This window comes from Streptomyces sp. NPDC048825 (assembly GCF_043198355.1).
GTDB classification, from domain to species: Bacteria; Actinomycetota; Actinomycetes; order Streptomycetales; family Streptomycetaceae; genus Streptomyces; species Streptomyces xiangluensis.
Genome location: NZ_JBICUR010000004.1, coordinates 39,590 through 52,388 on the forward strand (window position 1 = coordinate 39,590; position 12,799 = coordinate 52,388).

9 protein-coding genes and 1 pseudogene are annotated in these 12,799 nt (G+C 69.6%); 6 read left to right on the forward strand and 4 right to left on the reverse strand.

What is annotated here, in order from left to right; translation table 11 throughout:
- The first annotated feature begins 174 nt into the window (after nucleotides 1-174).
- Nucleotides 175-3,294 carry an efflux RND transporter permease subunit gene (locus tag ACGFNK_RS11585; RefSeq protein ID WP_393414524.1) on the forward strand — a complete coding sequence of 1,040 codons (3,120 nt, stop codon included), beginning with the start codon at nucleotides 175-177 and terminating at the stop codon, nucleotides 3,292-3,294.
- Nucleotides 3,295-3,357: 63 nt separating this feature from the next.
- Here ACGFNK_RS11585 and ACGFNK_RS11590 read toward each other — a convergent pair.
- Nucleotides 3,358-3,675, reverse strand: a pseudogene (locus ACGFNK_RS11590) (helix-turn-helix domain-containing protein); the annotation flags it as partial.
- A gap of 162 nt (nucleotides 3,676-3,837) precedes the next feature.
- Here ACGFNK_RS11590 and ACGFNK_RS11595 point away from each other — a divergent pair.
- The 3 genes from ACGFNK_RS11595 to ACGFNK_RS11605 all read left to right on the forward strand — a co-directional run bounded on the left by ACGFNK_RS11595 (nucleotide 3,838) and on the right by ACGFNK_RS11605 (nucleotide 7,276).
- Entirely contained in the window at nucleotides 3,838-4,134 is a 297-nt protein-coding gene (locus ACGFNK_RS11595; RefSeq protein WP_393414527.1) for a hypothetical protein, read from the forward strand.
- 125 nt (nucleotides 4,135-4,259) lie between these two features.
- Complete coding sequence (locus tag ACGFNK_RS11600; RefSeq protein ID WP_393414530.1) at nucleotides 4,260-4,784, forward strand: hypothetical protein; 525 nt, start codon at nucleotides 4,260-4,262, stop codon at nucleotides 4,782-4,784.
- Nucleotides 4,785-4,999: 215 nt separating this feature from the next.
- A complete protein-coding gene (locus ACGFNK_RS11605) occupies nucleotides 5,000-7,276 on the forward strand; it encodes a protein kinase (protein ID WP_393414533.1) in 2,277 nt (758 codons plus the stop codon).
- An 18-nt stretch (nucleotides 7,277-7,294) separates the two neighbouring features.
- Here the strand turns inward: ACGFNK_RS11605 and nadA are convergent, their stop codons facing one another.
- Nucleotides 7,295-8,479 (reverse strand): quinolinate synthase NadA, encoded by a 1,185-nt coding sequence (gene nadA, locus ACGFNK_RS11610; protein WP_393414536.1) that lies wholly within the window; start codon nucleotides 8,477-8,479, stop codon nucleotides 7,295-7,297.
- Nucleotides 8,480-8,839: 360 nt separating this feature from the next.
- Between nadA and ACGFNK_RS11615 the strand changes: the two genes are divergently transcribed.
- On the forward strand, nucleotides 8,840-9,196 hold the full coding sequence (locus tag ACGFNK_RS11615) for an iron-sulfur cluster assembly accessory protein (protein ID WP_165262550.1): 357 nt from the start codon (nucleotides 8,840-8,842) through the stop codon (nucleotides 9,194-9,196).
- 120 nt (nucleotides 9,197-9,316) lie between these two features.
- Here the strand turns inward: ACGFNK_RS11615 and ACGFNK_RS11620 are convergent, their stop codons facing one another.
- Nucleotides 9,317-11,122, reverse strand: a complete 1,806-nt coding sequence (locus tag ACGFNK_RS11620) for a hypothetical protein (protein ID WP_393414539.1) — start codon at nucleotides 11,120-11,122, stop codon at nucleotides 9,317-9,319.
- A 330-nt stretch (nucleotides 11,123-11,452) separates the two neighbouring features.
- A complete protein-coding gene (locus tag ACGFNK_RS11625) occupies nucleotides 11,453-11,680 on the reverse strand; it encodes a hypothetical protein (protein ID WP_386346028.1) in 228 nt (75 codons plus the stop codon).
- Between the two features lie 133 nt (nucleotides 11,681-11,813).
- On the opposite strand from ACGFNK_RS11625, the gene ACGFNK_RS11630 reads away from it, so the two are divergent.
- Nucleotides 11,814-12,788 carry a carbohydrate kinase family protein gene (locus ACGFNK_RS11630; protein ID WP_393414542.1) on the forward strand — a complete coding sequence of 325 codons (975 nt, stop codon included), beginning with the start codon at nucleotides 11,814-11,816 and terminating at the stop codon, nucleotides 12,786-12,788.
- Nucleotides 12,789-12,799: the final 11 nt, after the last annotated feature.

Below are 12,799 nucleotides of genomic sequence, written 5' to 3' on the forward strand. Positions count from 1 at the left end.
CCCCGTCCGCCCGTACTGCGCTCGCAGTAGGGGCCGGATAAGGAACGAGACCTGGGAGCGACGGATCGGCTCTCGACGGTGGCTCAGGGTGTAGGGGTGGGCGCTCACCTGTGCCCTTCTTGCCGCTCCAGCACACACAGCCACCCCCAGCCACAGAAGAGAGATCCGCCACCCATGTCCTGGCTGTCCAGGTTCAGCCTCGCACAACGGGCCCTCATAGGGCTGATGTCGATCGTCGCGTTAGCTTTCGGAGCGATCGCGATCCCGCAGCTCAAGCAGCAGTTGCTGCCCACCATCGAACTACCCATGGTGTCGGTGCTCGCGCCGTACCAGGGCGCGTCCCCCGACGTGGTCGAGAAACAGGTCGTCGAGCCCATCGAGGACAACCTCGAAGGAGTCGACGGCATCTCCGGCGTCACCTCCACCGCCAGCGAGGGCAACGCCCTGATCATGGCGTCCTTCGACTACGGCAACGACACCGAGCAACTCGTCGCCGACGTCCAGCAGGCCGTCAACCGCGCCCGCGTCCAGCTCCCGGACGACGTGGACCCGCAGGTCGTCGCCGGTTCCACGGACGACATCCCGACCGTCGTGCTCGCTGTCACCTCCGACAAGGACCAGCAGGCCCTCTCGGACCAGCTCGACCGCACGGTCGTGCCCGAGCTGCGCGACATCGACGGCGTGGGCCAGGTCACGGTCGACGGCGTACGGGACCTCGAGGTCACCGTCACCCCGGACAACGCCGAGATGGCACGCGCCGGGGTCACCCCCGTCGTGCTGGGCCAGGCTCTTCAGGCGGGCGGCGCGACGGTACCGGCCGGCTCCTTCGACGAGGACGGCAGCAACCGCACCGTCCAGGTCGGCGGCGGCTTCACCTCCCTCAAGCAGATCCAGGACCTGATGGTCAGCGGTCAGGGCGTCGAGAAGCCCGTACGCCTCGGGAACATCGCCACGGTCGAGGAGCAGCCCGCCACGGCGCAGTCGATCACCCGCACCGACGGGAAGCCCAGCCTCTCCGTGGCGCTGACGATGGACCACGACGGCAGTGCGGTCGCCATCTCCGACGCGGTCCAGGACAAGCTGGCCGACCTGCGGAAGGATCTCGGCTCCGGCTCGACGATCACCGTGGTCAGCGACCAGGGCCCGGCGGTCTCCAAGTCCATCTCGGGCCTGACCACCGAGGGCGCGCTCGGCCTGCTGTTCGCGGTCGTGATCATCCTGGTCTTCCTGGCCTCGGTCCGCTCGACCCTCGTCACCGCGGTCTCGATCCCGCTGTCGGTCGTCCTCGCGTTGATCGTCCTGTGGACCCGGGACCTCTCGCTCAACATGCTGACGCTGGGCGCCCTGACGATCGCGATCGGCCGCGTCGTCGACGACTCGATCGTGGTCCTGGAGAACATCAAGCGCCACCTCGGCTACGGCGAGGAGCGCCAGGAGGCGATCCTCAAGGCGGTACGAGAGGTCGCGGGCGCGGTCACGTCCTCCACTCTCACGACGGTCGCCGTCTTCCTCCCCATCGGCCTGACCGGCGGCATGGTCGGCGAGCTGTTCGGCTCGTTCAGCCTGACGGTGACGGCGGCGCTGCTGGCCTCACTGCTTGTCTCATTGACGGTCGTACCGGTGCTCTCGTACTGGTTCCTGCGCGCCCCCAAGGGCACGCCCGCGGACGCCGACGAGGCACGCCGCAAGGCCGAGGAGAAGGAGGCCCGCAGCCGACTCCAGCGCAGTTACGTCCCTGTCCTGCGGTTCGCCACCCGGCGCCGCCTCACCAGCGTGGCCATCGCGATCGTCGTCCTCATCGGGACGTTCGCCATGGCGCCCTTGCTGAAGACCAACTTCTTCGACCAGGGCGAGCAGGAAGTCCTCACCGTCAAGCAGGAGTTGAAGCCCGGCGCCAGCCTGGCCGCGACCGACGCCCAGGCCAAGAAGGTCGAGCAGATGCTCGACGGCGTGAAGGGCGTCGAGGACTACCAGGTCACGGTCGGTTCGTCCGGCTTCCTGGCCGCGTTCGGCGGGGGCACGGACTCCAACCAGGCCTCGTACACCGTCAAGGTCGCGGACTCGGCCTCGTACGACGATGTCCAGGACCGGATCGAGGAGGGGCTCGGCAAGCTCTCCGGGATCGGTACGACGACGATCTCGGCCGGTGACGGTTTCGGCGCCCAGGAGTTGAGCGTGGTCGTCAAGTCCGCCGACGCCGAGGTGCTGCGCGAGGCCGCGGAGGAGGTGCGGGACGCGGTCGCAGGGCTCGACGACGTCACGGACGTGACGAGCGACCTCGCCCAGTCCGTGCCGCGGATTTCCGTCAAGGCCAACTCCGACGCCGCCGCGGCCGGGTTCAATGACACGACGCTCGGCGCCGCCGTCGCCCAGGCGATACGCGGCACCCCCAGCGGCAAGGCGATCCTGGACGACACCGAGCGCGACGTGGTCATCAAGTCGGCGAAGCCGGCTCAGACGCTGGACGAGTTGAAGAAACTCCAGCTCGGTCCCGAGGTGGTACTCGGTGACATCGCCACGGTGGAGCTGGTCGACGGCCCGGTCTCGATGACCCGGATCGACGGTCAGCGCGCGGCGACGATCACGGCGAAGCCGACGGGCGAGAACACGGGCGCGGTGAGCGCGGACCTCACGACGAAGCTCGACGCGCTGAAGCTCCCCGACGGGGCGACGGCGGAGATCGGCGGTGTCTCGCAGGACCAGGACGAGGCGTTCGCGTCCCTGGGCCTCGCGATGCTCGCGGCGATCGCGATCGTCTTCATGCTCCTGGTGGCGACCTTCCGGTCCCTGATCCAGCCGCTGATCCTGCTGGTCTCGATCCCGTTCGCGGCGACGGGCGCGATCGGTCTGCTGGTCGCCACGGGCACCCCCATGGGCGTACCGGCGATGATCGGCATGCTGATGCTCATCGGCATCGTGGTCACCAACGCGATCGTCCTGATCGACCTGATCAACCAGTACCGCAGGCAGGGCTACGGAGTGGTCGAGGCCGTACTGGAGGGTGGCCGCCACCGGCTGCGCCCGATCCTGATGACGGCATTGGCGACGATCTTCGCCCTCCTCCCCATGGCCCTGGGCATCACGGGCGAGGGCGGCTTCATCGCCCAGCCCCTGGCGGTGGTGGTGATCGGCGGCCTGATCACGTCGACGCTGCTGACGCTGCTGCTGGTCCCGACGCTGTACGCGATGGTGGAACTCCGCAAGGAGCGCCGGGCGAAGAAGAGGGCGGCGAAGCGGGCGACTCCGCCGTCCCAGCCGGCGGAGTCGGGGGAGCCGGAGCCGGCGGGCGTCTGATGGGTTGATGGTGCCGGATCGATGGTGCCCCGTACGTTCGCGTACGGGGCACCATCGTGCGTTACGCCTAATCACCTCCGCCTGCGCCTCGAAGTCCATGAACCGCCTGTACTGGTCCGGATGCGCCTCGCGCTTGGCCAGTTCGTACAGCCCGTGGAAGTGCCGGTCCGTGCCGAACCCGGCGTCCAGCCGGTCCGGCAGGTCCGGCGGTGGCATCAACTCCGCCGTCTCGACGCGCGCGAGCGTGCTCTTGCTGGAGTTCACGATGCCCGCGAGCTGTACGAGAGACAGGCCCGCGCTCTCGCGGTGGCGGCGCTGCTCGGCGCCGAAGTAGTGGCGGGCGGACAGGTACGGGGTCAGGGTCTGCGGCCTGAACGTCATCGGTCTCGCCTCCCGGCTATCGGCCGTCGTCCCGATCTCAACGTCGGGACGGGGCGCTCCTGTTGAAGCAATCTGCCATAGCGCAACGATGGCGACACACACGGTAATCAATCGCCGGTGGTCATGCCCGACAGAGGGCCAGGTTCGGAGGAGCGACGGAAGATGATGCGCGAAGGAACGGGCACCCCCTTGCGGTTGCTGCCCTGGACCACGCCGGATGGCCGCCCGTGTTACCTCAGCGCGGACGCCGCCGACAGCCGGCTGTCCCGTATGGCGGATGAGTTGGAGACGGAACTGCTCGGCTCGGCCGCGTACGTCCTGGACGCGGCCAAGTCGCTGCTCGACGAACCGGGCGCGGGGAAACGAGAGTTGCACTTCGCGGGCGTACGGCTGGCCGAAGCGTTGGGAGATGCGCTGCGGATCGCGGCGAGCAGAGGGGCGCGGCTACCGGAGAGCTGACCGCTCAACGCATGGGTGGAGTACGGGCAGGAAACTGACAGCCCCGGAGGCAGCCACCCTGGGGCACCAGTCCGGGCGTCGGTTATGTTCCCGTCGGATCGACGGCAGGACAGAGGGGAGAGGCCATGGCGCAGCATCTGGGGCCGCTGGAGCTGATCGGAGACCGGTGGGTGATCGGGGACCCGACGCGGAAGGACGGCCTGTCCATCGTGCTCACGCCCGAGGGCCTGGAGCACCGCCGGCGCGGGGAGGCGGCACCCTTGCTCGCCATCGAGTGGCCCCAACTCATGGAGCTGAAGGTGCGAGCCGCCTACCGGAGGTGGCAGGCCACCCGAGGTGGAGGCTTCGTCGGGCTCGGCCAGCCCGGTGCCGACATGGGCCGCGACGGCTGCTCCCTGTACGGCATCCGGCGCCATCCGTACGAGCCGTGGTCGGTGCGGTACACGCATCACGAGCGCCGTTACACGGGCAGCCACGTCATTGTGCTGAAGGCGCTGTTCGACCAGCTCACCGAGGCGAAGACGCTGGACCGGCTCGGTGATCCCGAGTGGCTGGGTGCGGCGGTTGCCAAGCTGTCGTCGTACACCTTGTGGTACGCGCCCAAGGGCAACCGTCTGGTGAAGGAGACCATCCAGAGTCTCGGCGCCTGAGAAGAGGACGCACGTCGCTGGCCACGGGCGAGCCCGCATTGCGGCGCCCCCCGGGACCGCGGGCGACGGCCGTAGAGGAAGGCGGCCGCCTCCGCCCCATCCTGATGACGGCGCTGGCAATGGCCCCGAACCTCACGGCTCGGTGCCCGGCCGCCCTGTGTGCTGTTACGTATCCTGTGGGCTCGAACTGCTTTACGGGGGAAGGGGATTCGGGCGTGCCACTGCACAGGGACGACCCGAAGTCGGTCGGCGGGTACAAGCTGGTCGACCGGCTCGGAGCCGGGGGCATGGGGGTCGTCTACCGGGGCAGAGCCCGTTCGGGGCGCGAGGTCGCCGTCAAGGTGGTGCACGCCCAGTACGCCGCTGACGGCGTCTTCCGGGCCCGGTTCCGGCAGGAGATCGAGGCCGTCCGCAAGGTGAGCGGCGCCTTCACCGCACCGGTGGTGGACGCCGACCCGGAGGCGGCGCGGCCGTGGATGGCGACGCAGTACGTGCCCGGCCGCTCGCTCGCGCAACGGATCCGCGACCGGGGCCCGCTCCGGGACGCCGAACTGCGACAGCTGGCGCTCGGGCTGGTGGAGGCGCTGCGCGACATCCACCGGGCCGGGGTCGTGCACCGCGACCTCAAGCCGGCGAACGTCATGATGGCCGAGGACGGCCCCCGGGTCATCGACTTCGGCATCTCCCGCGCGGCGGAGAACCAGACCCTGACCGAGACCGGCCAGATGATCGGCACCCCGCCGTTCATGTCCCCGGAGCAGCTCACCGACGCCCGCACGGTCGGCCCGGCATCCGACGTCTTCTCCCTCGGGGCGCTCCTGGTCTACGCGACGACCGGGCGGGGGCCCTTCGACGCCGACAGCCCCTATCTGACGGCCTACCGGGTGGTCCACGACGAACCCTTGCTGGATGGGGTGGGGCACCCGCTGCGCGGGATCCTGGAGCGCTGCCTGGCCAAGGAGGCCGCGGACCGCCCCGGACTGGACGAGCTGGCCGCGGAGTTCGCCACCGCCCTGCCCGAACCCGACGCGGGCGACCTGGCCACCATGTCGCTGCGCCTGGAGGAGCTGCAGGCCACGCCGGACACCCGCATCGGCACCTTCACCGACCCGGCCACCTTCACCGACCCGGCCACCTTCACCGACCCGGCCACCTTCACCGACCCGGCCACCTCCACCGGCCCCGGCCGCCGGAGCCGCCGTGTCCGCCCGCTGTTGGCCGCCACCGGCACGGTCGGGGCGCTCGCCCTCGGGCTGACGGCCTATCTGATGCTCGGGCCGGGATGGGCGGACAGCGGCGACGGCGCGACCCCTTCGCCGTCGGCGCCCGCGCGGTGGTCGGCGCCGCCGAGCGGCTGGAAGCCGTGGCAGACCACGGTGTTCAAGGCGGCGCCGCTCGGCGCTGAGAAGGCGTTGGGAGCGCAGGAGGGTCTGACGTCGGGTGAGCCCGACTGTCTGCTGCACGAGGACGCCGTCTACTGCGCGGGCGAGAGCATCCTTCCGGTACGCGTGGACGCCCTGACCGGCAAGACCGTCTGGCGCGCCGAGGTCGTACCGTCCCGTATCGGGAGCGGGATGTACTCCGCCTCGCTGCTCGGCGTGCAGGACGGCACGCTGCTCCTGAGCCAGTCCGTCTCCAGCGAATCCGCCGAGAGCGACCCGGTCGACGTCTTCGCCCTCGACATCGCGACCGGCGCCGAGCGGTGGCACCGTACGGTGAACGACGCGAACCTCGAGTTGGCCCTGTCCGGCGACGTCGTGCTGACCTCCGACACCGGCCGGGAGGTGACGGCCAGGTCGCCGCGCACGGGCGCCGTGCGTTGGACCGCACGGCTGCCCGCCGGCTATTACTGCTCGTTCGTGACGGTCGGCGACGGGCTGTACGCGAACTGCAGCCCGGCCGAGGCCGCCGATCAGACGACCGCCCGGCTCCTGGAGGTGGACCGGACCGACGGTTCGGTGCGGACCCTGAAGACCCCCGCCGCCAGCGGCATCCTTGGCGCCCTCGACGACCGGCTGGTCCTGCTGGAGATGGACGCGGAGGACCTGAACTACTTCCGGATCCTGCTGCTGGACACGAAGACCGGCGCGCGTACGTCGACGAAGCTGGCGGACGACTACGGGGACAACGTGACGCTGGCGGACGCCACCTTGTGGTTCACCGCGTCCAACGGTCAGGTGACCGCCGTGTCGGCGCGTACGGGCAAGGTGCTGTGGAAGACCAGCACCAGCCTGGAACAACCGGGAGAGGCACGGTACGACCCACGGGCCGGAGCCCTGTACTTGACCAGTGCCAGCGGGCGCGTGGCGGCCCTCGACGGCCGTAGGGGAAAGGTGCTGTGGGAGACGTTGCCGCGCACCGAGTGGGTGACGTCGGGCATCTTCCAGCCCAAGGTGCTGCTCCACGACGGCACGCTGGTCGTGTCCACTCCGAACGGCACCCTCTTCGCCATCGACCCCGCCCACCCCGAGCGGAAACCCGCCGCGGAGTGAACGGGGCCGGTGACAGGCCTACGGAAGCGCCAGCATCCGCTCCAGCGCCAGCTTCGCGAACTGTTCGGTCTCCCGGTCTACCTCGATACGGTTCACGAGGTTGCCCTCGGCCAGGGACTCCAGCGCCCAGACCAGGTGCGGCAGGTCGATGCGGTTCATCGTCGAGCAGAAGCAGACCGTCTTGTCGAGGAAGACGATCTCCTTGCCCTCGGGTGCGAAACGGTTCGCCAGGCGGCGTACGAGATTCAGCTCCGTACCGATGGCCCACTTGGAGCCCGCCGGAGCCGCCTCCAGGGTCTTGATGATGTGCTCCGTCGAGCCCACGTAGTCCGCGGCGGCCACGACCTCGTGCTTGCACTCGGGGTGGACGAGGACGTTCACGCCCGGGATCCGCGCGCGCACGTCCGCCACGCTTTCCAGCGAGAAGCGCCCGTGCACCGAGCAGTGGCCCCGCCACAGGATCATCTTCGCGTCGCGCAGCTGCTCGGCGGTCAGCCCGCCGTTCGGCCTGTGCGGGTTGTAGACGACGCAGTCGTCGAGCGACATGCCCATGTCCCGCACCGCGGTGTTCCGCCCCAGGTGCTGGTCGGGCAGGAAGAGCACCTTCTCGCCCTGCTCGAAGGCCCACTCCAGGGCCCGCTTGGCATTGGACGACGTGCAGATCGTGCCGCCGTGCTTGCCCGTGAACGCCTTGATGTCCGCGGACGAGTTCATGTACGACACGGGCACGACCTGCTCGGCTATCCCCGCCTCGGCCAATACGTCCCAGCACTCGGCGACCTGCTCGGCCGTCGCCATGTCGGCCATGGAGCAGCCGGCGGCGAGATCCGGCAGTACGACCTTCTGGTCGTCGCCGGTCAGGATGTCCGCCGACTCCGCCATGAAGTGCACACCGCAGAAGACGATGTACTCGGCCTCGGGCCGCGCTGCCGCGTCCCGGGCGAGCTTGAAGGAGTCCCCGGTGACATCCGCGAACTGGATGACCTCGTCACGCTGGTAGTGGTGGCCGAGCACGAAGACCTTGTCCCCGAGCTTCTCCTTTGCCGCGCGGGCGCGCTCGACCAGGTCCGGGTCGGACGGCGAGGGCAGGTCACCGGGACACTCGACGCCGCGCTCGCTCCTCGGGTCGGCCTCACGGCCGAGCAGCAACAGGGCGAGGGGCGTCGGCTGTACGTCGAGCTCCTGGGTCTGGGCGGTGGTCACGAAACACGCACCCTTTCTGTTCTGCGGCTCGCTTGAATCACCTGGAACGATCAAGCAGGACAAGCCTTTTCGTCGAATTGACGTTATCTATCATAACCGCTTCACGTCAGATTGACGACGGCCATATTGTCGATGTGACGTGAATCCCGCCGCGTTCCGAGCCGGTTCCGAGCCGGTGGAGGCGGTGGAAGGACCCTGGGCTTGGCGCCGGGCTTGTCCACAGGACATTTTCCGGTGCCGACCGCATGTGCGAGCATGAAGGAGCAAGCGAAAGACACGCGCTCGGCCCGGAATGAATCCGCGGCCCCGCCGGTTGCAACCGTCGGCAAGCAGTCTCCGTACAACCCGGGAGAGAAGCAGATGTCCGTATCGGACGAGACCACCACCGTGAGCGACGGCATCCTCCTGTCGGACGCCGCCGCGGCCAAGGTCAAGGGCCTGCTCGAGCAGGAAGGCCGCGACGATCTGGCGCTGCGCGTCGCCGTTCAGCCCGGCGGCTGCTCCGGCCTGCGATACCAGCTCTTCTTCGACGAGCGCTCCCTCGACGGCGACGTCGTGAAGGAGTTCGGCGGTGTGAAGGTCGTCACCGACCGTATGAGCGCTCCGTACCTGGGCGGCGCCTCCATCGACTTCGTGGACACGATCGAGAAGCAGGGCTTCACGATCGACAACCCGAACGCGACGGGTTCCTGCGCCTGCGGCGACTCCTTCAGCTGACCCGGAGCCCGGCCTCGTACGTCCCAGTACAGAAGGCCGTGTAACGCAGAAAGGCGGCGCCCCCTCCAACGGGGCGCCGCCTTCGCGGGTTCAGGCCCTGCTCGGCAGGCCTACTTGGTTTTACTTCGTCAGCTTCGGCAGGTCCTTCTCCAGCGGCAACGCCTTGCCGTCCGTGCCCACGACCTTGCGGTCGCCGAGCGGCTCCTTCAGGTCCACCGTCTTGTGGAAGGTCTTCGCGATCATGATGCAGACCTTGTCCTTCCATGGTGTCTCGGTCACCTTGACCGTCACGGTGCTGCCCGTCTCCTCGGCCGACGCCGAGTAGTCACTGCACACACCGCCCGTGAAGCGCACGGTCAGCTTTGTGTCGTCCGCGCTGTAGCCCTCGACCCTGACGTTCCGCTGGGATGGTGCGGCGCTCGGCTCGTCACCGGGTTCGCCGGGCTTCGCGGTCGGAGGGGCCGGAGTGTTCTCCGCCTGGTCCGGAGAGGTCAGATACCTCGGCTCGACCGCCGGATGCGTCACCGTGTAGCTCTCCTCGGCACCCTCGGTCCGTACCTCGAAGAGCCAGGACGGCACCAGCGCCTGCTGTCCGTCCACGAAGTGCGACGCCAGACCGAACGTGGTGCCCTCGACTACCGCAGCGGGCGTGAACTTCAAGGTCGACGGCCCGCACGTGACATTGTCCGTCCCCTTCTCCCCGTCCTCCAGGGGTACGGGGGTGGCGCACCCGCCGATGCCCACGCGTCCGTCGCCCGCGGACCGGTTCAAGAGGTCGAGCGTCTGCTCAGCGTCGAGCACCGGGTAGGTGTCGCCCTTCACCGGTGCCTTCAACTGGCCGCTGCCGCCTACGACTTGACCGTCCGCGTCAATCTGGACACCGGTCGTCCAGCCGTACGTCGGCAGCCCGCCGACCTCCGGCTCGGCGTTCACCACGCGCTTCGTGCCCATGAGCTGGCTCGCGTCCAGCTTCGCGTCGTCCTGGCCGATCGCCTTCAGGACGGGCGCGGCGGCCTTCTTCGCGGCGTCCACGCTCACCGGGTCGACCTTGGCGTCCGGGGCGGTCGCGTCGCTCTCGCACACCGTGGTGCTCTCACAGGGGACGGTGCCGGGGACGGAGCGGCTGTACGTCCAGATGCCGGGCGCCTTCTTGTTCACCTGAAGACTCGGCCCCGAACCGGCCTTGGCGGCCCCGACCCTCCAGGCCTCGCCCTCCGCTGTCGGCTTGCCCTGCACGCCGAGGGCCTTCGCAAGGTCGGCCACCTCGGCCGCCGTGACCTCGCCCTTCGTGCGGTACACGGGCGCGGAGTCGGGGCCCTCTGGGGCCTTGTCCTCGAAGCGGTACTTCGTGCCGTTCGGGTCGGGCTCGCCGGGCGCGATGCCGTTCGGGTCGCCCGTACCGCTCTCGGTGTAGCCGTCCAGGGCGAGCGGTGGCGGATCGCCGACGCCGCCCGGCGTACCGGACCCGCCCCGGTCATCCGCGCCACCGCCGTCCGCCGCGGTCGTGGCGAAGTACGCCCCGCCACCCCCGACGAGCAGCACCGCGGCCGCGACCGAGGCGGCGACGACCGCCGAACGCCTCCGGCGTGGCCGGACGGGTTCGTTGCGGGCGGCTTCGTCCCGGACGACCTCGTTCTGGCCGGCCTGGTCCTGGCCGGCCTCGCCTCGGCCGACGTCGTCCCCGACGGGTTCGTCCCGGGCGGCTTCCTCGCGGACGGTCCCGTCCGTGGCCGCTTCCTCCCGGACGGTTTCGTCCTGGGCAGCCTCGTCCCCGACGGGTTCGTCCCGGGCGGCTTCCTCGCGGACGGTCCCGTCCGTGGCCGCTTCCTCCCGGACGGTCTCGTCCTGAGCAGCCTCGTCCCCGACCGTTTCGTCCGGGGCGGCTTGCTCCCGGGCGGCATCGTCATCGGGTCGCTCGGTGTTCACCGCATCGCTCCTTCTACCGCACCGCGGTCCCATGAGACCCAGCCCTGACAGGGCAGGGCGCAGCAGGGTCGTATCCCGTCTCCCCTTTACGGGGGACAGCCATGGGACGCGGCGGGGGAGCGCATGGTTCCCTCCTGGGGCCGTTCGCGGCGTCGGGCCCCTTCAGGGGCGCGGGGCTGTGTCAATGTGCGGCTCCGCCGCGACGTGGGTCCCCCGGTCATGGGGGTCCCCCCGCTCGAGCGAAGCCGAGAGTGGGGGGAGCGGCCGAGAGCGGGGGAGCGACCAGCCACGACGCACCCGCAGCTTCGAATCGTCCTCCCAGCGGAGCGTTCAGTCCCCGTAGTCCGACATCGCGTCCAGCAGTCGCGCGGACGTCGACGGAACCGTTACGCCGTGGATGAGTGAAGGGGACACCGGGAGGGGAGTGATCCGGGCGGGTGCGGCCCAGTGCGGCACCATTCGGGCGCAGTCGCCGCGCAGCTCCGCGAGGCCGCCCTCGAGGTCGACAGAGCCCTCGAGGCCGAGCGGAGCGGAGCCGTGGATCTTGAGGTTCGTCATATTGGAACCGTAAGCACCGCAAGGCCTACGGCAAAAGCCCTACTATCGGGTAGTTCTGCCCGCTTCGAAGTCGCGGAGCCGACCCGATAGCGTGAACTGTCAATCTCCCTCCTCGCAGGAGTGTGTCCTAGCCGTGCGTATCGCAGTCACCGGCTCCATCGCCAACGACCACCTCATGACCTTCCCCGGGCGCTTCGCCGACCAGCTGGTCGGGGACCAGCTGCACACGGTCTCGCTCTCGTTCCTGGTCGACTCCCTCGAAGTACGCCGTGGAGGTGTTGGCGCCAACATCGCCTTCGGCATGGGCCAGCTCGGCTCCTCGCCGATCCTGGTCGGAGCCGCGGGCGCCGACTTCGACGAGTACCGGGCCTGGCTGGACCGGCACGGCGTCGACACCGCGTCCGTACGCATCTCCGAGGTGCTGCACACAGCGCGCTTCGTCTGCACCACGGACGCCGACCACAACCAGATCGGCTCGTTCTACACCGGCGCCATGAGCGAGGCCCGGCTCATCGAGCTCAAGTCGGTCGCCGACCGCGTCGGCGGGCTCGACCTCGTCCTCATCGGCGCGGACGACCCCGAGGCGATGCTCCGGCACACCGAGGAGTGCCGTACCCGGGGGATCCCCTTCGCGGCCGACTTCTCCCAGCAGATCGCGCGCATGGACGGCGAGGAGATCCGGATACTGCTGGACGGCGCGACGTACCTCTTCTCGAACGAGTACGAGAGGGGGCTCATCGAGTCCAAGACCGGCTGGACGGACGCCGAGATCCTCTCCAAGGTCGGTCACCGTGTGACGACGCTCGGCGCGCGCGGCGTCCGTATCGAGGCCGTCGGCGAGGACACCATCGAGGTCGGCACCGCCGAGGAGACGGCGAAGGTCGACCCGACGGGCGTCGGCGACGCGTTCCGCGCGGGCTTCCTCTCGGGCCTGGCCTGGGGCGTGTCGCACGAGCGCGCCGCCCAGGTCGGCTGCATGCTCGCCACGCTGGTCATCGAGACCACGGGCACCCAGGAGTACGAGCTGCGCCGTACCCACTTCATGGACCGCTTCACCAAGGCGTACGGCCATGACGCGGCGGCGGAGGTCCAGGCCCACCTGGCCTGACGGCCGGCCTG